Origin of the sequence: Parazoarcus communis SWub3 = DSM 12120, from assembly GCF_003226565.1 — a bacterium.
GTDB classification, from domain to species: Bacteria; Pseudomonadota; Gammaproteobacteria; order Burkholderiales; family Rhodocyclaceae; genus Parazoarcus; species Parazoarcus communis.
The window spans coordinates 90,980-114,706 of sequence record NZ_QKOE01000015.1 but is presented as its reverse complement, the minus strand read 5'-3'; the positions used below and the strand labels follow the sequence as shown (position 1 = coordinate 114,706).

Sequence of the window (23,727 nt, the reverse complement as noted above, 5' to 3'; positions counted from 1 at the left end):
TCGGCATCGGCGTCCGCATCAGCATCCGCGTCGGCATCCGCGTCGGCATCCGCGTCGGCATCCGCGTCGGCATCCGCGTCGGCATCCGCGTCGGCATCCGCGTCGGCATCGGCGTCCGCGTCGGCATCGGCGTCCGCATCCGCATCCGCATCCGCATCCGCATCGGCATCGGCATCGGCATCCGCATCAGCGTCCGCATCCGCGTCGGCGTCCGCATCCGCGTCGGCGTCCGCATCTGCATCGGCATCAGCATCTGCATCAGCATCAGCATCAGCATCAGCGTCGGCATCTGCATCAGCATCGGCGTCCGCATCTGCATCTGCATCTGCATCGGCGTCCGCATCAGCATCGGCATCGGCGTCGGCGTCCGCATCGGCATCAGCGTCCGCATCGGCATCAGCATCAGCGTCTGCATCCGCATCGGCATCCGCATCCGCATCAGCGTCGGCATCCGCGTCTGCATCAGCGTCGGCGTCGGCGTCGGCGTCGGCGTCGGCGTCGGCATCAGAATCGTCCTCAGCGCCGGCGCCATCAAACTCATCGATGAACGTCGGCAACTCAGTGCCGAATTCGAACGCAAGCGGATCGACAGCCTCGTTTACGCGGAGCAGGCGGACAAAATTGCTGCCCTCACCCCCCGCTCCGCCAGCAAGACCGGCAGCCGGGGCTTCGAGGATGTCGTCCAGGTTCTGACCCTGATTCAAGGCCTGGATGACCTGGTCGATCGAGCCCCCGGCAAGTTGCGCTTCGGCAGCCGTGGGGCGAGTGGATTCGGCAAGGTCTGCGGTGAGTTTGACGGTTTGCGACTCATCGATGGCCAGCAGATCACCGTCGACGGTTGCCAGTTCGACCCGGCCGCCAGCCGAGGTTACGATGGACTCACCCTCATGCAAGGCGTCACCCGCCTTAAGCGGACGGGTCTTGCCCGCTGCGTCGCGGATGAAGGCGTCGCCAGTAACAGCAACTACAGTTGCGATGATTTGTGCCATTTCTAATAGTCCTGATGAATTCAAGAACACCCGAGCACTGACGCACGGGCGGAAATTGCTGAATTACCATCAAGCCTACCGATTTAGCAGAAACGGCAGAATTGGACCTAAGTACAGTTCGTGCGGAATTTCACACCTGAATGATCATCCCGGCAAGCGCAGTTGATCGCTGGCTGCCAACCCAGCAACCAGCAGAGCACCCGATCATCCGCCTTCGACAGTGGTCACCGAGCCGATAAGTGTGCGACACGCCAATTGCTGCATCTATGATCATTGATGCGAGCGTCAGTCAGATCAATCCATCCCCATCATCGAGCAAGCTGAGTTTGTGGCGCTCTGCACGCGCACTGCGACGCTCCATCAACTTGCTTTGTGCAGCAGGGGGCAAATCCGTGAACCGGATGATCGAGCGCTCGATGAGCAGATCGATCACGTCCTCGAGCACCCGCACGAAGCCCAGATCCGACCGCCGCAAAGCGTCCACTTCATCACTGACCGTGGAGCAGAACGCAACGACGTCGGGGGCGTCGTTCGACACCTCGACCCAACCCTGCGCCGGATCCTGCTCTGTCGCATCGCGACTGAGCGCAATGATCTGGCCACGTTCATCACGTTTGACGTACACCATGACCTAGTCCGCCACGCCGGATGTGACTCGACCCGCAAGACGCAAGGTCAGTTGCAGCCGATCGCGAACCTGCAGTTTCTCGAACACAGAGCCGAGATGAGCCTTGACGGTACGTTCGGTAATGCCGAGCTGAGCAGCGACCTCCTTGTTCGATCGGCCAGCAGCCACCGCACGCGCCACCTCAAGCTCACGCGCAGACAGAATGCTTTCCAGCGGTTCAGACGATTCTGGTAATTGACGACGGATCGCGCCAACAAAGCGCGACAGGAGTTCCGGCCCGACCCACAAACCGCCGATGGCGACGACCTGGGCAATCTCCCGAAGAAGCGTGGGCACGGCAAATGAATGGCAATAGCCACGGGCGCCAGCCTCAAGCGCGGTCAGGGCCTCTTCCGTCGTCGGGCTGCTTGAGAGCACCACGACACCGCAATCCGGCTGCTGCGCCCTGATCCCTGCCACCAGCGCCTCCCAGGCGGGGTAGCCTGCAGGCAACCAGACGATGTCACCAGCCATGAGGGTCGGACGGCTTTCAGCCTCAACCACCCGTCCATCGGGAAACGCCTCGCACCAACGTCCCGATGGCGGGACTGATCGGTCAACTATCAGAATATTACGTGTCATCGCTCGGTCATCGCATTGGCCTTGGCCCGCAGCACGGGCTTGAGCAGGTAGGAAAGTACCGTCTTCTTGCCGGTCAGCACATCGACCTCGGCCACCATGCCAGGGATGATGGGCAGGTTCTCGCCAAGCCGGGACTCATGCGTGCGGACGCGTACCAGATAAAAGGCATTGCCTTTATCGTCAGTGACGGTATCGGCCGAGATATGCTCGACCTCCGCTTCCAACCCGCCATAGATCGAGAAATCGTATGCAGTGAACTTCACCAGTGCAGGCTGCCCCGGACGCAGGAAAGCGATGTCCTTGGGCTTGACCTGCGCCTCGAGCAAGAGCGCGTCATCCAGCGGCACGATCTCGACAATCTCCTTGCCCGGTTGCACGACAGCACCCACGGTGTTGACCAGCAAACGCTTGATCGTACCGCGCACCGGCGAACGCACTTCGGCATGCTTGACCTTGTCAGCCAATGCGCGGCCCCCTTCGCTGAGCCCGGCCAGCTTGGCCATGGTGTCCGAGAGCTCATTGCGCAACTGGTTGCGGACATTGAGCTCGACCTCACGGATCTTGCCACTGGCTTCGGTAATGGCAGCCTGTACTCGCGAGATCTGTGCCGAAGCCTGATCGCGTTCACCGCGCAGGCGGGCAACATCCCGCTCAAGGCGTAACAGGTCGACTTCGGAAACCGCACCTGAAGCCATCAGCGGACGCGTCACGGTCAGTTCCTGCATCACCAGGTCGTACGCTCGCCCAGCTTGTTCCCTGCGTGCCCGGATCTCATTGAGTTCCTGTTCGCGCTGCGTCAGCTGCTGGCGCGCAATCGATAACTGTGCATCCATTTCAGCCGACGAAGATTCATACAGACGCCGCTCGTGTGCAGCAACGTCCGGTGCATCCCGCAGAACCTCTTCAGGCATCTTCAGTGGCGTGCCCTGCGTCAACGCTTCGAGCCGGGCGGCCTTGGCTTGCAGGGACAGATACTGGGCGCGGTTCTCCAGCATCGATGAAACGAACCGGGTGGGGTCAATGCGCACGAGCAACTCGCCAGCATCAACTACCTGCCCTTCCCGCACCGGCATCTCCTCGACCACACCGCCATCAACCGACTGAATGATCTGCAGTTGAGAAGACGGAATGACCTTGCCTTCGCCACGCGTGACTTCATCAAGCGGCGCAAAAGCTGCCCAGACCAATAACATCAGCAGTAGCACTGCAACGACACGCAACAACCAGCGTGCCCGCAACGGTTCCTGCTGCAGGCGCGCCCAATCGGCGTCCCCCGCCCAGTCAAGCCGGGCGGACTCCCGTTGTGGCGGCAGCAAGCGTGCAAACACCCGGTCCAGCAAGGGGCGTGCTGGCCTGGACAGCCGCGTTGACACCACCCCAATACCATCGAAGGCACGCTGCGCGGTACTGCCTGACTGCTCGCGAGCCATCATCCTGCCCTCCCGATGCGGCCTTGACGCAAGGCTTCGACCACCTGGGCCTTGGGCCCGTCAGCAACAATGCGCCCTCCATCGACGACAATGATGCGCTCGGCAAGATCGAGCAAGGAAGTGCGATGCGTGATGACGATCATGGTCTTGCCAGCAGCAAACCCCGCCAGCCGGCGCTTGACTTCCTCCTCGCTGGAGTGATCCATCGACGCAGTCGGTTCGTCGAGCAGCAGCATCGGCGGATCATTGATCACCGCACGCGCGATCGCGACACCCTGACGCTGACCACCCGATAGGGACTCGCCGCGCTCGCCCACCACCATGTCGAAGCCGCGCGGATGCGCATTTGCAAAATCGGTAATGCCAGCGACCTCGGCGGCCTTCAGCACTGCGCTGTCTTCGGCCAGGGGCGATGAAAGCGCAATGTTCTCCCGCAGGGAGCCGTAGAACAGGGTGACGTCCTGTGGCACATAACCAATGTGTCGCCGCAGTTCGGCCGGATCGAGCTGGCGCAGATCGATGCCGTCGATCAGCACGGCACCCGACGTCGGCCGATACAGACCGAGAATGAGCTTTTCCAGCGTTGTCTTGCCAGAGCCGATACGTCCCAGGATGGCAACGTGCTCACCCGGCCGGATGCGGAACGATACCCCACGCAGGGCCTCGACCTCCTGCCCCGGATAGGTGAAACCAACGTCACGAAACTCGATCTCGCCCTTGAAGCCCTGACGACTGATGAAGGTCGCGCCCTCCGGACGCTCGACCTCACGCTGCATCAGGGTATCGAGTGAAGTCAATGCGGTCGAGGCGTTATGGTATTGCACCAGCAGGCCAGCCACCTGTCCGATTGGCGCCATCGCCCGCGTCGACAGCATGTAGCAGGCGATCAGCCCACCCATGGACAGCGCCCCCTCTCCGATCAGATGCACGCCAATCAGGATCACCCCCAGGCTGACCATGTGCTGCACCCAGCTGGAACCGTTGACCGTAGACGCAGACAGCAGGCGTAGCTGCGTGCCAACGCGGGCCAGCAAGGCGGCGCTGGCCTCCCATTTGCGCTGCACGACCGCCTCGGCCCCCATCGACTTCAGCGTTTCCATACCGACCAGCCCCTCAACCAGCGTCGCGTTGCGCTGCGCACCGGCACGGTAGGTCGCCTCGGCCAGCTCGTGCATGCGGCCCTGCACGGCCATCGCATAAATCAGCAGGATGACCATCCCGAGTACGAAGGGCAGCACCAGAGGCCAGGCAATCCAGCCAATCACGATCATGAACAACACGGCAAAGGGCAGATCGATGAACGCGGTCACGGTAGCCGAGCTGATGAAGTCGCGGACCGACTCGAAAGCCCGCAGGCTGGCCGCCAGCGATCCAGCCGACGCGGGTCTTTGCTCCATGCGCATGCCGAGCACACGTTCCATGATGAAGGCGGACAGCCGAACATCCGCCCGACTGCTGGCCAGATCGACAAAATGTCCGCGCAAGGTGCGCAACACAAGATCGCCAGCCAGCACGACAAGCACGCCTGCAGTCAGCACCCACAGGGTTTCAATGGCATTGTTCGGCACCACCCGGTCATACACATTCATGACGAACACAGGCATCGCCAGCGCGAACAGGTTAACCATCAACGCCGCAAGCAGCACATCGCGGTAGATGCTGCGATTCTCCGCAATCACCCCCCAGAACCAGTGTTCTCCGCGCACTGCCCCGACCTGTGGCGCCCGCGCATCGAAGCGGAACCCGGGGCGGACGTAGATCACATGGCCGGTGTACTGTACGGCCAACTCTGCCACCGGCAGCACGACCTCTGCTTCGCCCAGTTCAGGAAACACGAGTCGCGCGCTGCCACCATCCTCGCTGAACCCAAGCAGGACGCAGGCACGCGCACCCGACAACAACAGCACCGCCGGTAGCAGGGCGGTATTGATTTCTGCCAGATCCGTTACGGCAATATTGCTGCGCATGCCGGCACGACGGGCCGCGCGTTCGAAAAGACTGGGCGACAAGCGCCCCGCCTCGAGCGGCAAGCCCGCCACCACCCCATCACGGGTCTGTACCTGTCCATGGGCACGTGCAATCAGCAACAGACAGTCGAGCAAGGGGTCCTGCGCCTGCGTCCCGGGCAACGTGGCCCAGTCCGTCTGCCAGCCCTGACCCGCCTTCATCACAGTCTCACTTGCTTCTGCCACTCATCGCTCCATTGGACAAGCTCCCAACCCGATATTCTGGCCAGCTTCGCCGAACTGGCAAAGCCCGATATGCCCGCGAATGCGCATTGAAGCACACTCTGCGACAAACTACCCAGGTTGAGCACAGGGTCTTCGGCTTGCCGACCCGGTCAACGAAGAACAGAATGCGCCTGCACCGCCCACTCGCTACCCATTAGAGGAAGACAGCATGGAAACCACCCAACGGCGGCATTTCTCCCGCATTCATTTTCATGGTGCAGCCCGGGTGCTGTGTGACGACCACGAGTACCCCTGCGAAGTACTGGATCTGTCGCTGAAAGGCGCACTGCTCCGGCTGACCGCGCCGCTGCCGCAGCAGGCTGTCGGTCAACGCTGCCTCCTTGAGCTGGCCCTGGACGAGGGCGACGCCAAAGTCCGCATGGAGGGCGACATCGCGCACCAGGAGAACGGACAGCTGGGCCTGAGTTGCCGCGAGATCGACCTGGACAGCGTCACCCATCTACGCCGTCTGCTCGAGCTCAACCTCGGTGACGCGGAGCTGCTCAACCGCGAGTTTGCTGCCCTGATCACGCCATGACGGCACCCGACGCAAGGCGCAGTCTTCCCTCCGCCTGCAGCCTTACTTAGGCATCGGATCCTTGTACTCCTCGACCTTGATGCCCTTGATCTGGTAGCCGGCGTTACCCAGCTCGGAATCGAAACGGGCGACGTTGATCACGCCATTGACCCACACCGGCGCCATGTTCAGGCCCGCCGCGATCGGTTTGTCGGGAATGACGTGAATCAGCTGATTGGCCGGCGGCGGCGGCACATGCACACAGGCACCAAAGTAGGGTACCAACAGGAACTCGCGGATGGTCTTGCCGTCGGTCTCGAGCGGCACGACAAAGCCCGGAATGCGGATGCGCTGGCCGTTGAAACGTTCGACCAAGGGTGCCCGATCCCATTCCTCGCGGATCTTCTGCATCACCTCCATGGCCCGGGGGTCGCTATCTTGCAGTTCGTCGAGCTTGAGATCGGCAAAGAACTTCTCCGGGTTCCAGTCGGCCGGGATCAAGTCATCCCAGCTGATTTCGCGAAAGCCGCCCTTGACCGGCACGGACTTCGCCGGCAGCCGGTCACCCACCTGATAATCGCCAGATGACGCTTTTTGCGCCCATGCCGACGCGCCACCCAAGCCCACCACGACGGCGGCAAGCAGCGCGCCCACCCGCTTCATTACACTCATGCTCACATCCTGATCGTCATGCCATCGGCCACCGCATAGCGATAGGCCCGGTAGGCTGGCACCAGGCTCGCCAGCACACTGGCGGCGAGCACCGCGCCGAGCAAACCCCATTCTGACAGCGAAGGCCAGCCGATGCCGAGATAAATCCCATAGGTCGTGGTCAGCCAGCCCCCACTCATCCAGATCAGACCATGGACCAGCAACAAGCCGCAAAGGATCCCGACCACCGCCAGGGTGACGCTTTCCAGCATCAGCAAGCCCAGGACATGTCGCGGCCCGGCCCCCAGTGCGCGCAGGATCGCCAGTTCGCGCCGACGCTCGCCCAGGCCGGCGATCATCACCGCCACCAGTCCCGCCAGACCGACCACCACTACGACGGCAGCAACCGCCAGCAGGGCACGCTCGGCAACCCCGACCAGCGACCACAACTCCTGCAGCGTCGCGCCGGGCAGGATTGCAGTCAGTGGCTCGTCGGCGAAGGTATTGATCTGGCGCTGCACGCGGAACACCGTCACCCGGTTCTTGAGCCCGACCATCGCCGCAGTGACCGTCTTGGGCGTCAGATCGAACTTGCGTACATGCTCGGCGCCGATACTCACCCCAGGAATCGGCGCACCACCCTGCCAGTCGACATGGATCGCCTCGATGCCTTCGAGACTGACCAGCACCGAACGATCGACCGGTGTTCCGCTGGGCGCCAGGATCCCGACCACGGTGAAGGGTTTGTCGCCATGGTCGGCAAACCCGCCGCTGCCATGGCTGAGCACAATCTTCGCGCCCACCTGATATCCATGACGAACTGCAAGCTCGGCGCCGATCACCGTCTCGAAGATACCCTCGGGCGCCGGCGCAAACGCACGACCAGCAGCAAAGACCAGGGCGCGATCATCGCCATGACGGAAGCGGGCAAAGTACTCGGCCGTCGTACCCACCACACGGTATCCAAGATGGGTGTCCCCGAGCGACAGCGGCACCACCCAGTCGACCTGCGGCAAGGCGGCAATGTGCTGCACGCTTTGCCATGACAGGTTGTTGCTTGCATTGCCGATGTGAAATACCGAGTACAGCAGCAACTGCACCTGCCCGCCGCGTGCGCCAACGATGAGGTCAGTACCGGACACCGTGCGGGCGAAGCCGTCACGGGCGTCGTTACGCAAACGCTCCACGCCGATCAGCATTGCCACCGACAAGGCAATCGACAACACCGTCAGCAACACCGAACCACGCCGGTTCAGCACACTGCGCCACCCCAGATACGCGATCGTGTTCATGCGACCTCTCGCACCGTAGCCTGGTTGATGTCCGCCAGTTCGACCACCCGGTCGAAGTGCTCCGCCAGACGGGCATCGTGACTGACGAACAACAAGGCGGCCCCTGCCGCCGCACACTCATCCATCAGCAAGTCGACAAAGCGTGCCTGCAATTCAGCATCCAGCGCCGATGTCGGCTCATCGGCCACGATCAGGCCGGGGGCGCCAATCAAGGCCCGCGCCGCCGCCACACGCTGCTGCTGTCCGACTGAAAGCGCCGCCGCGGGTCGCTCAAGCAAGGCGGGCGTCAGTCCCAGCCGGGCCGCCAGCCGTTCGGCCTCAGCCTGTGGAAGCACGCCCATCTGGCTCAGGCGCGCGCGGCGGGCGGGCGAAAAACGGCAAGCCAGCAGGATGTTGTCCCGCGCCGAAAGCCATGGGAGCAGATTGAACAACTGGAACACGAAGCCGATGTGATCGGCGCGAAAGCAATCGCGCGCCGCCGCGCCAAGCACATCAAGTGCTTGCCCCCCGACGCTGATCCGCCCGGCACTTGGCTGCAGCACCCCGCCGATCAGGGACAGCAAGGTGCTCTTGCCACTACCGCTCGCCCCACGCAGAAACACCCGCTCACCCTCAGCGAGTTCGAATCGCTCGATGTTCAAGGTCTCTGCCATGGCTCCGGGCCAGCAGAACCGCAAGCCCTCGACCTCGACTGCAGCTTGCCTCACAGCGGCAGGTCAGCCTGCTTCGAGCGCAGCGTGACAGCAGTCTGGCCGCGAGGCGACAGACGCTCGGCGCGAATCTGCCGGGTCCGCGAGAAGACATCGAACACCTTCACCTGCAGAACATCGAGTGCAGCCGGCGTCGCGCATTTGAGCGTATAGACTGCGCTCACCCCCGCATGCCCATGTGCATGACCGTGATGATCCTGCGAACCGAAAGGCGCCTCGACAGCCACATCGACCATCGCGCAACCTGCTGCTGCCGGCAACCCAAACAAGCGCTCGAACGCACCAACTGCTTCGAGCGCCTCCTGCAGCGCCTTGCGCTGACGATCGTTACGGGGCTCGTGCTCGAACCCGACCAAGTTGTCGAGCGGCGTCTCGAAACTGATCTCGACCTCAGCCCCGGCAATCGCCACCCGCAACTCGGCGACTCCATGTTCGTGGGCAGCATGCGGCCCGTGTGCCATCGCAAGACCGGCGCAGGCCATCAGCAACCATCCGTTCAGCAAGCGTTTCATCAAACCTCCGTCACAGAGCAGGCAGCAACGCCGCCACCCATTTAATGCTACAATGTTGCAGTTACTACCGCAAATATCAGGCACATCGTGAGCCCCACGCCCGCCCCTCGCTCCCGCCCCGCCGGTGACCGCCACCAAATGGCGCGCGAGCTGATCACCCGCCATGGCGGCCGGGTAACCCGCACCCGGATCGCTGTGATCGAGACCCTGCTCGCCAGCGATCAACCCCTGTCGCACGATGAACTCGGCAGCATGCTGGCCGAGATCGACATCCCGCACGACCGCGTGACGCTATACCGGGCACTCGACTGGCTGGTGGAGCACGGCATTGCCCGCCGCATCGCGGGTGGCGACCGTGCGTGGCGCTTCGAGGCGGCCCGGGCAGATGGGCATCGGCATGCGCACTTTCACTGTGACCATTGCGGTCAGGTCATCTGCCTCGAGCACCTTGAACCCAGTTTCAGCACCGTACTACCCGACGGCTACCGGGTCGATCGTGCCGAACTGATCCTGCACGGCGCCTGTGCAAGCTGCAGCCCGCAGCGCAGCGCCAACGAGCCCTGCTGCCCGCACTGATGCGAACGCTCACGCTGCGCCTGTTGCGCCCCCTCCCAGAACACGCGATCAGCCACTGAACAACCCGCACTGCCGCCCACCGGACTCCATGCACGTTCATCACCATACGCCCTCCAGACCGCGCCATCCGCGCAGCCCCCTCAGTCCGCTCGGCGCGGGGCTGGGTATCCGGCTGGCCATCGCGGCCGCTGCCATCAGCGCGCTGTGGCTGGCGCTGGCATGGGCGCTGAACTGAGAGGCGATCCGGACATGCAGCCCGACCTCCCCCCCTTGCTCCGCTTCGACAACCTGACCCTCGGTTACGAACGCCATCCGGCCATCCACCACCTGAGTGCAGCCATCCCGGCGGGCGCCCTGGTTGCGGTGATCGGCCCCAACGGCGCCGGCAAGTCCACGCTGCTCAAAGGCGTGGCCGGCGAGCTGCGCCCGATTGGCGGCCACATCCACCTGCCGGAGTTCGGTCGCAAGGGTATTGCCTACATGCCCCAGCGCAGCGAGATGGATCACAGCTTTCCGGTGTCGGTGTTCGACATGGTGGCCATGGGGCTGTGGCACGAGCTGGGCCCCTTCAGCGGCCTGAGCCGCGCACAGCGCGACCGTGTCGGCCATGCGCTCGAGGCTGTCAGCCTGGCCGGTTTCGAACGCCGCCCCATCGGCTCGCTGTCCGGCGGTCAGTTGCAACGCGCACGTTTTGCCCGCCTGATCCTGCAGGATGCCCCCGTGATCCTGCTCGATGAACCCTTCGCCGCGATCGACACCCGTACGGTGGATGACCTGATGCACCTGATGCTGCACTGGCACGGCGAAGGCCGCACCATCCTCACCGTGGTGCATGACTACAACCAGGTCCGCCAGCATTTCCCCACCAGCCTGCTGCTGGCGCGCGAACTGGTTGCTTTTGGCCCGACTGCGGCAGTCCTCACCGACGCCCATCTTGCCCGCGCCCGCCACCTGTCCGAAGCCTTTGATGACAACGCCCCCGAGTGCCATGTCGAGGAAGCGGCATGAGCCTGTACGAACTGCTGCTGGCCCCCTTTGCCGACTTCGGCTTCATGCGTCGCGCACTCGTCGGCTGCCTGGCACTGGCCTTGGGTGCCACGCCAGTCGGCGTATTCCTGCTACTGCGGCGCATGAGCCTGATGGGGGATGCGATGAGCCATGCCATCCTGCCCGGCGCGGCACTGGGCTATCTGGCCTTCGGCCTGTCCCTGGGGGCGATGACGATCGGCGGCATCATTGCCGGCCTGGTGGTGGTATTCGCCGCCGGCATCGTGACGCGCGCCTCCATCCTCAAGGAAGACGCCAGTCTGGCGGCGTTCTACCTGCTGTCGCTCGCCGCCGGGGTCATGATCGTCTCACTGCGCGGGCGCAACCTGGACCTGTTGCATGTGCTGTTCGGCTCGGTGCTGGCGCTTGACGACGCCTCGCTGATCCTGATCTCCGCCATCTCCAGCGTCACCGTGCTCGGCCTTGCGCTGCTGTTCCGCCCACTGGTGCTGGAGTGCTTTGACCCTTCCTTCCTCCGCGCAGTCAGCCGGCTGTCGCCGGTGGCGCACTACGGCTTCCTGATGCTGGTGGTCCTGAACCTGGTCAGCGGTTTCCATGCATTGGGTACGCTGATGGCGGTAGGCATCATGATCCTGCCCTCGGCCGCGGCCCGGCTGTGGGCGCGCAGTCTGCCCGCCACCTTGCTGGTCGCCGTCCTCATCGCCTTTGGCAGTGGACTGATCGGCCTGTTGGTCTCCTTCCATATCGACGTACCGGCAGGCCCGGCCATCGTGCTGATGTGTGGTGTGGCCTATTTTGCCTCGCTGCTTGCCGCCCCGGGTGGGGTGCTTGCTGGCCGTCTGCCGGTACGGCGCCATCTCGAATCCTGAAACTCCGGAGTTCTCATGCGTTTTTCTTCCCGCCTGCTACTCGCCACGCTCGCCACCCTGAGCCTGATCTCGGGCACGGTCCGTGCAGAACCCCTCATGGTCACTGCCAGTTTCAGCATCCTGGGAGACTTCGTGCGCCAGGTGGGGGGCGAGCGGGTTCAGGTCGAAGTGCTGGTAGGCGCCGATCAGGATGCGCATGCGTTTCAGCCCCGTCCCTCCGACAGCAAGCGCATTGGCGCAGCACAGCTGGTGGTGGCCAACGGCCTGGGGTTCGACGACTGGGTTGAGCGCCTGGCGCGCTCGGGCGGCTACAAGGGTATCGTCCTGAAGGCCAGCCGGGGGGTGAGCACGATCAAGATGGCCGATGACCACGACCATGGCCACAATCACAAGCATGATCACAAACACGGCGGGGGCATCGACCCGCACGCCTGGCAGGATGCAGGCAATGCACAACGCTATGTCGGCAATATCGCTGAGGCGCTCATCCAGGCCGACCCCGCAGGCAGCGCCTACTACCGTGCCAATGCCGAACGCTACATCGGTGAGCTGAAGCGCCTGGACAGCGAGATCCGTCTGGCCATCGACAGCCTGCCCGCCGAACGGCGCAAGGTGGTGAGTTCGCATGATGCCTTTGCTTACTTCGCCAAGGCTTATGGCCTGCAGTTCCTGTCACCGGTCGGCGTCTCCAACAACGCCGAACCGACCGCGCAAGGCGTTGCCCGGCTGATCCGTCAGCTACGCGCGGAAAAAGTCCCTGCCGTGTTCATCGAGAACGTGGCCGACCCGCGTCTGATCGAGCGTATCCAGGCCGAAAGTGGCGCCAGCGTGGGCGGCACGCTGTATTCGGATGCACTCTCGGCCGCAAGTGGCCCGGCGCCGGATTACCTCACCATGATGCGGCACAACCTTGCCAGCCTCATGACTGCGCTGACAGCCGTGCCGCCAAGCCGCTGAGGCGGCGCGTGCGCAGCGCACAGGCCGCAACAAACACATTTGCCGGCCCGGCTATCGTCACCCGCTGCGCTGCGCGGGTCACCGCGGTGTATAGCAACTCGCGGCTGAGCACACGCACAGGCGTCGCCGGCAGCACCAACAGCACCTCGGCAAACTCCGAACCCTGACTTTTGTGCACCGTCAGGGCAAATGCCGTGTCGTGCGCCGGCAAACGCAAGGGGGCGATCGCCCGGTAGCCGCCACCGGCCTGCGGAAAATAAACCATCAGCTCGCCACTTGCCGCCGGCAGACACAGGCCGACATCGCCATTGAACAGTCCCAGCAGGGGATCGTTACGCAACACGATGACAGGTCGCCCCGGCCAGACATCGCCGGCCCGCGACAATGCCGGCAAACCCTGCCCTCTGCGCAGGCAGTCCGTCAGATGCGCATTCAACGCGGCCAGGCCACGGGCGCCCTCCCTCACCGCCACCAAAACGCGAAAACGCTCAAAGGCAGCAAATGCGGCGGCCACCCGCGCATCGACATCGCCAGCCATCTGCTTCACCAAATCGAAATAGGCCGCGTAGCCTGCCTCGGCGACAGTCAGCGTGCTGACTGAGGGTCGAAGCGCCTCATCTTCGATCAAGTGCACTGACTTATCTTCGCCAGTTCGTAGCCACGCCAGCGCCGCAGCCCCCGCGCCAGCGTTGATGTCGGCCGCCAGACGGCCAATCCCCGAGTCACGGCGGAAACGATGGCTTTCAGTCAGCCACATCACGCAATCAGCCAGCGGAGCGTCCGGTCCAGCTGCACCAAGCGAAGCACTCAGGGTCTGCACCTCCGTGCCGCTCGCAGCCGCCAACCAGGCAATGCCGTCAGCGCTGAAACAGCGGCTCGCCGACAACTCGGCGAATACTGCCCCTGCCTCGACCGCGGCCAGTTGATCCTTGTCGCCCAACAGCACCAGACGGGCATGTGGCGGCAAGGCATCGAGCAAACGCGCGGCCAAGGCCAGATCCAGCATCGACGCCTCATCCACCACCAGCAGATCAAGCGCCAGCGGATTGCCGGCATGGTGGCGAAAACGCCCCGCCGCCGGGGTAACGCCCAGCATGCGGTGCAGGGTGAAGGCTTCCACTGGCAGGCGCTTGCGCAAGGCGGGTGCCAACCCTGCAGCACGCGCCCGCAACGCCTCCAGCATGCGTGCGGCAGCCTTGCCGGTCGGCGCGGCAAGACCGATGCGCAGCTCGGGTTGCAGACTCAACAGACAGGCGAGCAGTGCAGCGACGGTCGTCGTCTTGCCCGTGCCGGGCCCCCCACTGATGACTGTCAGGCGGCTGCGCAAGGCCAGTGCGACGGCCAGCTTCTGCCAATCCGGCCCCGGCTGTTCGCGCGCCGGAAACAAGGCGTCAAGCGCTGCGCGCGTCGTCTCGGCCAAACCGCCGGGAAGCGGTCCGGTCAGGCGCTGCAGGGACGCCGCCAGCCCGTGTTCCAGATCAAAGTAACGTCGCAGATAGAGCCGGCCACCCTCATCGAGTACCAATGGATGGGCAGACAGCTCAGGGGGCCTGGGCGCCGCCCGGGTGGCGACCCCGGACGCAAGCAGCAGGTCCTGCAACTCGGCCGGACTGCAATCGATCCCTGCCTCGCTGGCCAGCTCATCCACCAACAAGCACACATGACCCTCCGCGGCCGCGCAAGCCAGTGCGCGTGAGACCGGCGCCAGCAGACTACAGGCTGCCGGCGGGGCGCCAAGCTGCCCGGCCCAGGCCTGCAGATGTTGCGCAAAGCCATCGGCCAGATCCACTTCGGGCGCAGACCGACGCTCGGCGTGCATGCGCTTCATCCTTGCACCTCCAGGACGGGCGCAGACAGCATGGCGTCCAGCTCAGCCAGCGTCTGCGCCGCCATGCGGTGATGAAAGACACCGGCCTGCTGTCCATCGGCCAGCTGCCAGTCCGGCCTGACTCCCCGAACGAAGAGATAGAGCACACCACCAAAATGGCGCTCATAGTCGTAACCGGGCAGGCTGCGTCCGAGATGGCGGTGCAACGCGACGCTGTAGAGCAGGTGCTGCAGATGATAACCATGTGCCTGCATGGCAGCCTCGAGTGCAGCCGGGCCATAATCGGCCGGCTGCTCGCCCAGATGATTGGACTTCCAGTCCAGTACCCAATAGCGCCCCCCGTGCTCGAACACCAGATCGATATAGCCCTTCAGGTAGCCCGCCAGATCACCGAAACCCAGTCTGGGCACCGGGTAGCCGCGCGATGCCAGCCAGGCGTTGAGGCGGGACGCATCCAGGTGCGGCACCGGCAGGTGAAAGCCCAGCTCAACCATACGCTGCGGCGGGGCGATTCCATTGAGCCGGATGCACTCACCCGTGTCGCTCTCCCGTAAGGGCGTGCTCAGCACCTCACGCAACATGCGCCTGAGCATAGCCGGCAGGCGCTGGCGTTCTGCAGCAGACAATCCGGTTTGCAGGTGGCGCTGCAGTGCGTGCTCAATCGCCGCATCCCAGCTTGCAGCGTCGGTAAAGTCGATCCGTTCGAACACCGCGTGCAGGCAATCACCGGCGACCGGACCACGCGGAAACTTCAGGATATCGTCATCAGCAGGCGGCGCCACCTCGACGCCCACGGCATCTGCACCATCGGTGACATCCATTTCATCCGCAACGAGCGCCTCGGGCGTCAGGGCGCGGGCATCATGGTCCACCGCCGCCCCCTCATGCTCCGCCCCGGACACCAGGGCACTGAAGCTGCCCATGCGCCAGCCCGAAGGCAGTTGCGGAGGCTTGAGCGCGCGCGGCACGCTACCCTGCCCCTCATCCGACACCAGCGGCGCGCCACTGCCATCGGGCAAGTCCTCCAGCAAGGTCACCGCCTGTCCGTCCATCACGCTGTGCTTGACCAACTCGCGCCAGCAGGCGTCCACTTCGGCGGGCGAGCGCTTCTGCTCCCGCCAGGCATCGGGCGCAATGCCTGCGCCGGCCACCATCCAGTTGAGCAGACTGCGTGTGGACTCGCTGTAGCTGGGATGACCAAAGCTCATCATGGCATAGCTGCCAACCACCAGATGACAACGATAGATCGCCCGCGTCAGCGCAACGTAAATCAGGCGCAGATCCTCCGCATCCCGCTCCTGCTGCAGGCGCGCGCTGATGTCCTTGTCCTTTGCCGAGGCCAGGCGATAGTCGAGCACCAGCTTTCCGTCCTGCCGGTGCCATGCCCGCATGGGGCCACTGCTGGCTGGCACCGGCCGGCCATCGAAGAGGAAGGGGCAGAACACCACACCGTATTCCAGCCCCTTGGCGCGATGCACGGTCACGATCTGTACCAGATTGCGATCGGATTCGAGGCGCAGTTGACTGGCCTCGCCACTACGCCCCTCGGCCCGTGCGCTGGCCAGTGCACGCAGCAGCGCTTCGGGCGATGCGGTACCGACGTCCTGCTGCAGCAGTTCGGCAAGGTGCATCAGGTTGGTCAGCCGACGTTCGCCGTCATCGCGCAGCAACAACCGGGCCGCAACGGCTTCATCACGCATCCATCGCCTCAGCATCACGCCGAAGCCATGACGCAGCCAGGCCTCGCGCCAGCCAGCAAAACGATCCAGCACTGTCAGCAAGGCGGCTTCGTCGCCGGCCAGTCTGGCGAGTGCGGTCGCATCGCGCCCCATCAAGGTCGTCGCCAGTGCGGCCTTGACCCGACGCTCACGCGCCGGCTCGCTGATGGCCAGCAGCACACGCTCAAGTTCTTCGGCGTCCTCGGTGGCAAACACGCTGACCTGCGACAGCTCGACGCTGCCTACACCCATCCGCGCCAGCGCCTGGCGCATGCGTGCGCCCTGACCATGGCTGCGCACCAGCACAGCGACATCTGCCGGCACCAGCGGGCGGGTGCCGATACGGATCTGTCCGGCACGCCCCGCCGCGAGCAGACGCGCGATCTCTGCCGCAGTGGCCGCCGCGGCACGTTGCAAGGCCTGCGCGCGCGGCAGGCGGTCGCCCCCCTCTTCACCCTCTTGTGCTTCATCGCGGGGAATGCGCCACAAGCGCAGCGCTGCCGGACTGGCGCCGGAAGACGTGTCATCGGTCAGGGGCGGCCGCGCCCGGTCGCCACGCCCGACCCATTGATAATCCAGTCCCTCGAGCATGAAGACCCGCGGATTGCTGGCAAACAGGCGATTGCAGGCCTCGATCAGTGCCGGGGTGGAGCGCTGGTTGCGTCCCAGACTGTAGCAGGCGTCGGTTCCGGCACGTGCTTCCAGGTAGGTAAATAGGTCCGCGCTGCGAAAGCTGTAGATCGCCTGCTTGGGGTCACCCACCAGGAACAGGCTGCCATGCCGGCCTTCCTTCCGATACAGATGATCGAAGATGGCGAACTGCAGCGGATCGGTGTCCTGAAACTCGTCGATCAGCGCAACCGGATAACGCTCGTGCAGCGCCCCGCCCAGCCATGGCTGTTGCCCACTGGTCAAGGCCTCGTAGGCATTCCACAGGATATCGTCGAAGGCAATGCTCCGGCGCTCACGCTTGCGCCTGCGCAGTTCGACCACACCCTGCTCGAGAAAACGTCTCAGCAACTGCATGCGCGCCAGTGCCACGCCTTCGTCTGCACGCTGGCGGGCCTCAAGCAGCACATCGGCACGCTCGAAAAAAACATGGCTCGGTGGTGCGATACCGCGCTTGCTGCCTTCCTTGGTGGTCTTCTCCGCCAGCTTGGCGGCACTCAAGAGCACCAGCTTGCTTTCCTTCTCCGCGGGCAAGGACACAAACGCATCGGCAGCCTGAAACCACGCCTCCCACTGCCGGAACGCCAATTCGATGGTTTCAGCCTTGTAGCTGCCCTTGTGCAAGCCGTCGAGCGCCTCGCCCAGACTGCGCATCACGGCCTCGCCACCGGCCCATGCCTCGCGCGCATCCCGATAGGCTCGCCGCAAGGACGCGTCTGCGGCCTCCAGCTCGGTGGTGGACACGCTGGGGTCCCACAGTGCTTCAGCAAGGGGCCGGGCCATGGCGATCTTCAGATATCCGGCCCAGCCTTCCGGGCTATCGCCGCGCGCCACCAGTTCGCTTGCCAGCGCGGGCGGCAGCGCCGCAGCGGCCACCTCCCGCCGCCAGAAATCCTGCGCCACTTCCAGCCGCAACGCGGTGTCGTCCTCGCTCAGCTCCAGCGCATACGGCAGACCCGAGGCAAATGGCGTATCGGCAAGTGCACGCTGGCAGAAACCGTGAATGGTGAAGATCGCCGCTTCGTCGAAAGTCTGCAACGCGTGACGCAGCCGCTCCCCCATCTGTCCGGGGGTCACTCCGGCCGCAGCAACGGTGGCAATCAAGCGTGGAACAAAGGGGTCGCCACCCGCCTCACCGCCGTCGAGCACGCGCAAGGTCTCGACAATGCGATCGCGGATGCGGGTGGATAGCTCGGCCGTAGCCGCACGGGTGAAGGTCACCACCAGGATCGCGCCAAGCTGCAGGTCACGCTCCAGCAACTGACGCAGGTACAGTCCGCAGATGTTCCAGGTCTTGCCGGTACCCGCCGAAGCCTCGATCAGCTGCACGCCATCGAGCGGGCAGCTGAAGACGTCCAGATCTGGCGTGACCACCGTCATCGTCGCCCGCAGTGGTTCAGGCACGACCCAGGGCGGCCATCGCCTCGCCCATACGGATCGCACCGCCGGCCGCCCAGGCAGGATTGAAGTCCAGACGGGGTTTCGGGAACAGCATGACCACCGTGGAGCCCAGCAGGAAACGCCCCATCTCGGCCCCCTGCTCGAGCACGATGTCCTGATCGTCATAACGCCATTCACGTACGGTCGACGAGCGCGGCGGATTGACCACACCATGCCACACCGTTGCCATGCTGCCAACGATGGTCGCCCCGACCAGCACCAGCACGAAGGGGCCAAAAGCGCTGTCGAACACGCACACCACGCGCTCATTGCGTGCGAACAGACCGGGCACGCCACGTGCCGTGGTCGGGTTCACCGAAAACAAGGCCCCTGGCACGTAGATCATGCGCATCAGCCGCCCACGGCACGGCATGTGGATACGGTGATAGTCGCGCGGGCTCAGGTATAGGGTGGCAAAACTGCCATCCTCGAACTGCGCTGCCAACTCACGGTCCCCTCCCACCAGCGCGCGGGTGGAGTAGCCATGCCCCTTGGCCTGAAACACCTGATCGCCCATGACCGGCCCGAACTGGCTGATCGCACCATCAACCGGGCAGATCAGCTCAGCCGACGCCAGCGGGCGCGCGCCCTCGCGCAGCGGACGGGTAAAGAACTCGTTGAAGCTGGCGTAACTGCGGATGTCCGGATTGGCGGCTTCGCCCATATCCACGCCATAACGGCCGACAAACCACTCGATCACCCGGGTGGTCAGCCCCCCCCCCTGCAGCCCGGCAAGCTTGCCGGCCAGCACGGTGAGCGCCTGCTTGGGAATGAGATATTGCGGAAGAACGGCAAGACGGTCGGACACGGTAACACCCTGGACTTGATCAGCCCCGGATTATGCCCGATTCCATCTGCCGGACCGCGCCGCGACGAGCCCATCGAAACCTCCACCGCCAGGCCGAAGCCACCCCTGAGAGCAGGCCGGATCGCCAGGATCAGGCCGCTTCAGGCAAGCTGAAACGGAACACCGCCCCAGATGGCGTATCGCACAGTTTGAGCTGCCCACCATGGCGCAATGCGGTCTGATACGCCAGATAGAGCCCCAGGCCGGTGCCGCTGCCGACCGGCCGGGTGGTAAAGAAGGGTTCGAAGATGCGTGGGGCGATGGCCGGATCGACACCCGGGCCGTTGTCGGCGATCTCCAGCCAGACCTGATCATGCTCATGCCCCATCCGGCAACGCACTGCGCCACCGCGTCCGGCCACGGCCTTGATCGCGTTGTCGAGCACCTCGGAAATGGCTTCGGCCAGCACTTCCGGTGCCGCCAGGACGGGTGCTCCGCCCTCAGCCAGCTGTTCGATGACGACATTGCCCGGCAAGGTCGGGCACAAACGGGCAATGCACTGATTGGTGAGCGCACCCAGATCACATCGTGTCGACGGCTCGGCCCCTGCCGCCGCGGTGCGGCGCAAGGCGCCGACGATGCGCTGGATTCGCACGAGCCCGACGCGGGACTCTGTCAGGAGTGCCGGTACATCCTCGCGGATGAAGTTGCAGTCCGCCTGACGACAGGCCGACTGCCACGCATCGTCATGCGGACCCTCTGCCAGCAATGATCCGGCGGTGTCACTCAGTTTGATCAGACGCGAGCAATAATCTTCAAGCGCATTCAGGTTGGCCCCGATATAGCCGAGCGGTGTATTGAGTTCGTGCGCAGTACCCGCAGCAAATTGCGCGAGCGCGACCATTTTCTCGGCATGTACCCGCTCTTCCTTGGCGGCCTGAAGCTGATCGAGCGCCTTTCGCAGATCCGCCGTGCGCTCGGCCACTCTGCGCTCCAGCTCGTCCTTCGCCCTGATCAGTTCCGCGTTGCGCTCGGCCACCGTGGCATAGAGCGTGTGTACGGCGTTGACCAGGGCTGCGTTGGCGGGGTCCACCTCGCGCACTTCCCGTTCGAAAGCCTCAGCCGCACTTGCACCGCGTTCAATCACGCGCAGCTGACGTGCCATCGACATGTCGATCCCGAGGATGTGGAACGCCAGCCAGCTCGAAATGTAGCGCAGCAATTCAGCCAATCCACTGCTGTCTGGCCTGTGCGCAGCCTCTGCAAGCAGGTCGATCTGCTCGACAAATTCGGCATGGGCGCGGCAATGGGCTTCCAGATGGCGGCGATCGATACCAAGCCGCACCATCATCTGCTCTTCGGTCGCAAAATGCAGCGTGGCGTACTTGCGCAAGCCACCGAGCACATGCTCCAGTTCAGCCGGATGAAGCGACTGACCACGGGTCAGCCGCTCGCCCAGTGCATTCACCAGCCCGACCAGTTTGCCATGCTGGGCATCGACCTCATCGAAGCCGGTTTCAAAGTAACTGGCCCAGGCAAAAGCATCGACGTTCGCCGGCTTGAGGTTCATACCCCGTCAGCCGCCTGTTGCCTGACAACGACGATCACGGCACGCCCCTCACTTTGCTCAAGGCGCAACAGCTGGTCGACGATGGAATCATCGACGACAAAGCCTCTGCCCAACAGGAGATAGCCGTCTGCATGGACCAGATCCTCGGCCAGCACCATCCCTTTGCTCAGTTGAGCGGGCCTCAGTCGCCGCACCGGACGTGCCGGCTCGGGAGGGCTGGCCACCCCCACAGCGACCAGCGCATCCACAACCTCGGGGTCGTACCGCTTCCCGCGGTTGGAGACGATGAACTCCAGCGCGTCCTTGGGGCTGAGCGTACGCCCGACCAGCGTACCCAACTGCAAGGCATCGTAAGCATTGGCAACCGCAAGGATGCGCGCCAGCCGGTGGATGGCCAGGCCGGCCAGGCCATCCGGGTAACCGGTGCCGTCAAAGTGTTCATGATGGCTGCGCACAATGCGTGCGGCTTCGCGCAGCGGGGTGATGCCCATCAGCAAGGACTCGGCACGCGACGGATGCAGCATCACCGCGCCACGCTCCTCTGCCCGCAAGGTGCTGAATGGCTTCACCAGCAGCTCGTCCGGCAACCCGAGCTTGCCCATATCGTGCAACATCGAGGCCAGGATCAGGGTCTGCTGCTCGGCTTCGCTGATACCAAGCTGGCGCGCAAGGCTGCGGCTGAGATCGGCCACCCGGCGTCCATGCCCTTTGAGCAGATCGCTGCGCCCCTCAATCAGTTCGCAGAACACCCGGACCGTGCCGGTATAGGCCTGGCGCAGCTCCTGGTGGGCCTTGTCCGCAGCAGCAAGCGCCGTCTTCAATTCGCGCGTGCGACGCTCGACCGTGGCTTCAAGCTCACTGTTGAACTGGCGCAACTGCTCATTCTGCGCAGAGATGGTCTGTGCCATGCGCTGGTTCTCGAGCTTGAGACGGCGATGGTCGAGCGCATCGCGGACAATCAGCTTGAGCTCGTTGTCATCCCAGGGCTTGGAGACATAGCGATGAATGCGGCCCAGGTTGATCGCCTCGATCGTCGAGCTCATGTCCGCATAGCCGGTCAGCAGGATACGCACCGTATCAGGCCAACGCTCGGCGGCTGCAGCAAGCAGCTGGGCGCCGTTCATGCCCGGCATCCGCATGTCGGATACGATCAGGTCGACAGGCTCGGCAGCCAGCAACTCCAGCGCCTCTTCACCACTTTCGGCAGTCAGCAGGCGGTAGCCCAGGGGGCGGAACAGCCGGCGCAGGCTGGACAGGATATTGGCCTCATCATCGACCAGCAACAGGGTCGCCGAGGGGGAAGGGCTGCCACTGGCAGCAGAAGCGTCTGGCATGTTCATGATGGCATCACAGGATTGCCCGCCTGCATCGCGGCCTGGTTCAAGGTCGTCAGCGGCAGTTCGACGGTAAAGGTCGTCCCCTGCCCCTCCACACTGCTCACACGGATCCGTCCATGGTGGCGGGCAACGATGTCCTGCGCCAGCGACAAACCCAAGCCAGTCCCTTTTCCTGCAGCCTTGGTGGTGAAGAAGGGCTCGAAGATGTGATCGAGATGCTCGGCGGCAATGCCACAACCCGTATCGGCAATGTCGATGCAAACGTGATCGGACTCCACCCGGGTGCGCACGGTAATGACACCTTTGGCCGGAATGGCATGAACCGCATTGACCAGCAGATTGAGGAAGACCTGGTTGAGCATCGACGGCACGCACCAGACGACGGGAAGATCGCCATACTCACGCACGACCTCGGCCTTGTGCTTGATCTCGTAGCGCAGGATGTTGAGGGTGGAGTCGAGCCCATGGTGAAGATCGGCAAACTGCCACTCCTGCTCACCGATGCGTGCAAAGTCCTTCAGGTCACGGACGATGCGCTGCACCCGCTCCAGCCCCTCGCGGGTTTCGGAAAGCAGTGCCGGCAGATCTGCCTTCAGAAAATCGATATCCGCCGCGCGATAACAGGCGTCGGCGTCGGCAAACGCATCACGATCAGCGTGCTCGATCGCTGCCGATCGGTAGGCCTCGACGGCATTGAGCAGTTGTCGGGCATAGCGCTCCAATGAACCGAAATTGGAGCTGACGAAACCCAGCGGCGTGTTCATCTCGTGCGCAACACCTGCTGCGAGCTGACCAATTGCGGCGAGCTTTTCCGACTGTACAAGCTGGACCTGTGCACCTTCGAGCTGCTGATTGAGCCGGACGGTCTCGGCCAGTTGTTGTTGCAGGGTGGCTTCAGCGTGGCGCATCGCGCTAATGTCGCGCTGGGTGCCAACCATGCGGCTGGGCCCACCCTGCGAGTCGCGTTCGACCAGCTGACCACGGGTCTGCATCCAGCGGTATTCTCCATCCTGATGACGGATGCGCAGATCGCACGCAAATGCCTCATCTTCATGCGTAAAATGGTGCTCGATGCGCTCGTGCAGGCGCCGCAGGTCATCCGGATGAACATGGCGCAGGAACGCGTCGAAGGTCGCAGCAAAGGTGGCGTCGTAACCCAGCATGGCCTTGAAGCGCGGACCGAAAAACATCGCACCACTGACAATGTTCCAGTCCCAGGCTCCATCGCCGGCATACTCCAGTGCCGCATGCCAGCACCGGCTCACCTTGCCAGGCGGCAACTGCGGCCAGCACGCCGCCTGATTGGCGGGAGAAGGCAGTTCAGGCACATCTGCGGGCATGCCGGCGATCCTGCTTGATTTCAGTTAAGTGAGAATATCGGCAGGCG

The 23,727-nt window shown here is 64.0% G+C and carries 21 protein-coding genes; 6 read left to right on the top strand and 15 right to left on the bottom strand.

Translation table 11 applies throughout. The annotated features are described in order from the left end of the window. The 5 genes from DNK49_RS25170 to DNK49_RS17530 all read right to left on the bottom strand — a co-directional run. Positions 1–989 (bottom strand): retention module-containing protein (locus DNK49_RS25170; RefSeq protein ID WP_120719292.1); only part of this gene is annotated, 989 nt, incomplete at its 3' end. 289 nt (positions 990–1,278) lie between these two features. Then, a complete protein-coding gene (locus tag DNK49_RS17545) occupies positions 1,279–1,617 on the bottom strand; it encodes a hypothetical protein (RefSeq protein WP_110527472.1) in 339 nt (112 codons plus the stop codon). 3 nt (positions 1,618–1,620) lie between these two features. Beyond that, complete coding sequence (locus DNK49_RS17540) at positions 1,621–2,130, bottom strand: response regulator transcription factor (protein WP_243632426.1); 510 nt, start codon at positions 2,128–2,130, stop codon at positions 1,621–1,623. Positions 2,131–2,234: 104 nt separating this feature from the next. Further along, positions 2,235–3,671, bottom strand: a complete 1,437-nt coding sequence (locus DNK49_RS17535) for an HlyD family type I secretion periplasmic adaptor subunit (protein ID WP_424445275.1) — start codon at positions 3,669–3,671, stop codon at positions 2,235–2,237. Then, the gene (locus tag DNK49_RS17530) at positions 3,668–5,836 is read right to left on the bottom strand and encodes a type I secretion system permease/ATPase (RefSeq protein WP_110527466.1); all 2,169 of its coding nucleotides are present in this window, start codon (positions 5,834–5,836) and stop codon (positions 3,668–3,670) included. Before DNK49_RS17530 ends, DNK49_RS17535 begins: the two co-directional genes overlap by 4 nt. A gap of 232 nt (positions 5,837–6,068) precedes the next feature. Here DNK49_RS17530 and DNK49_RS17525 point away from each other — a divergent pair, with 232 nt between their 5' ends. Further along, positions 6,069–6,437 carry a PilZ domain-containing protein gene (locus DNK49_RS17525; protein WP_110527464.1) on the top strand — a complete coding sequence of 123 codons (369 nt, stop codon included), beginning with the start codon at positions 6,069–6,071 and terminating at the stop codon, positions 6,435–6,437. 42 nt (positions 6,438–6,479) lie between these two features. Here the strand turns inward: DNK49_RS17525 and DNK49_RS17520 are convergent, their stop codons facing one another. Genes DNK49_RS17520 through DNK49_RS17505 form a run of 4 tightly spaced genes read right to left on the bottom strand, consistent with a single transcriptional unit; the run spans position 6,480 to position 9,581 of the window. Next, a complete protein-coding gene (locus DNK49_RS17520; RefSeq protein ID WP_110527461.1) occupies positions 6,480–7,088 on the bottom strand; it encodes a DUF3299 domain-containing protein in 609 nt (202 codons plus the stop codon). Between the two features lie 2 nt (positions 7,089–7,090). After that, positions 7,091–8,359, bottom strand: a complete 1,269-nt coding sequence (locus tag DNK49_RS17515; protein ID WP_110527458.1) for an ABC transporter permease — start codon at positions 8,357–8,359, stop codon at positions 7,091–7,093. Beyond that, positions 8,356–9,012 carry an ABC transporter ATP-binding protein gene (locus tag DNK49_RS17510; RefSeq protein ID WP_110527455.1) on the bottom strand — a complete coding sequence of 219 codons (657 nt, stop codon included), beginning with the start codon at positions 9,010–9,012 and terminating at the stop codon, positions 8,356–8,358. Before DNK49_RS17510 ends, DNK49_RS17515 begins: the two co-directional genes overlap by 4 nt. 50 nt (positions 9,013–9,062) lie before the next feature. Further along, positions 9,063–9,581 (bottom strand): ZrgA family zinc uptake protein, encoded by a 519-nt coding sequence (locus DNK49_RS17505; RefSeq protein WP_165843369.1) that lies wholly within the window; start codon positions 9,579–9,581, stop codon positions 9,063–9,065. Between the two features lie 138 nt (positions 9,582–9,719). Here DNK49_RS17505 and DNK49_RS17500 point away from each other — a divergent pair, with 138 nt between their 5' ends. The 5 genes from DNK49_RS17500 to DNK49_RS17485 all read left to right on the top strand — a co-directional run bounded on the left by DNK49_RS17500 (position 9,720) and on the right by DNK49_RS17485 (position 12,991). After that, the gene (locus DNK49_RS17500; protein WP_110527452.1) at positions 9,720–10,157 is read left to right on the top strand and encodes a Fur family transcriptional regulator; all 438 of its coding nucleotides are present in this window, start codon (positions 9,720–9,722) and stop codon (positions 10,155–10,157) included. An 88-nt stretch (positions 10,158–10,245) separates the two neighbouring features. Then, positions 10,246–10,392: a hypothetical protein gene (locus DNK49_RS24155; protein WP_165843368.1), complete on the top strand. Its 147-nt coding sequence runs from the start codon at positions 10,246–10,248 to the stop codon at positions 10,390–10,392. 14 nt (positions 10,393–10,406) lie between these two features. After that, positions 10,407–11,165 (top strand): metal ABC transporter ATP-binding protein, encoded by a 759-nt coding sequence (locus DNK49_RS17495; protein WP_110527449.1) that lies wholly within the window; start codon positions 10,407–10,409, stop codon positions 11,163–11,165. Continuing rightward, positions 11,162–12,034, top strand: coding sequence for a metal ABC transporter permease (locus DNK49_RS17490; protein WP_345790820.1), 873 nt, complete (start codon positions 11,162–11,164; stop codon positions 12,032–12,034). Before DNK49_RS17495 ends, DNK49_RS17490 begins: the two co-directional genes overlap by 4 nt. A gap of 15 nt (positions 12,035–12,049) precedes the next feature. Beyond that, the gene (locus DNK49_RS17485; protein ID WP_110527446.1) at positions 12,050–12,991 is read left to right on the top strand and encodes a metal ABC transporter substrate-binding protein; all 942 of its coding nucleotides are present in this window, start codon (positions 12,050–12,052) and stop codon (positions 12,989–12,991) included. Here DNK49_RS17485 and recD read toward each other — a convergent pair. From recD to DNK49_RS17455, 6 genes are all read right to left on the bottom strand, one after another. Then, the gene (recD, locus tag DNK49_RS17480) at positions 12,954–14,819 is read right to left on the bottom strand and encodes an exodeoxyribonuclease V subunit alpha (protein WP_243632425.1); all 1,866 of its coding nucleotides are present in this window, start codon (positions 14,817–14,819) and stop codon (positions 12,954–12,956) included. The genes DNK49_RS17485 and recD overlap by 38 nt on opposite strands. Continuing rightward, positions 14,816–18,610: an exodeoxyribonuclease V subunit beta gene (recB, locus tag DNK49_RS17475; RefSeq protein WP_243632424.1), complete on the bottom strand. Its 3,795-nt coding sequence runs from the start codon at positions 18,608–18,610 to the stop codon at positions 14,816–14,818. Before recB ends, recD begins: the two co-directional genes overlap by 4 nt. After that, positions 18,603–19,454 carry an archaetidylserine decarboxylase gene (gene asd, locus DNK49_RS17470; protein ID WP_110527440.1) on the bottom strand — a complete coding sequence of 284 codons (852 nt, stop codon included), beginning with the start codon at positions 19,452–19,454 and terminating at the stop codon, positions 18,603–18,605. Before asd ends, recB begins: the two co-directional genes overlap by 8 nt. Before the next feature lie 130 nt (positions 19,455–19,584). Further along, positions 19,585–21,003, bottom strand: a complete 1,419-nt coding sequence (locus DNK49_RS17465; protein ID WP_110527437.1) for a hemerythrin domain-containing protein — start codon at positions 21,001–21,003, stop codon at positions 19,585–19,587. Next, positions 21,000–22,343: a response regulator c-di-GMP phosphodiesterase, NosR family gene (nosR, locus tag DNK49_RS17460; RefSeq protein WP_243632423.1), complete on the bottom strand. Its 1,344-nt coding sequence runs from the start codon at positions 22,341–22,343 to the stop codon at positions 21,000–21,002. Before nosR ends, DNK49_RS17465 begins: the two co-directional genes overlap by 4 nt. Further along, on the bottom strand, positions 22,340–23,680 hold the full coding sequence (locus DNK49_RS17455; protein ID WP_110527435.1) for a sensor histidine kinase: 1,341 nt from the start codon (positions 23,678–23,680) through the stop codon (positions 22,340–22,342). Before DNK49_RS17455 ends, nosR begins: the two co-directional genes overlap by 4 nt. Positions 23,681–23,727: the final 47 nt, after the last annotated feature.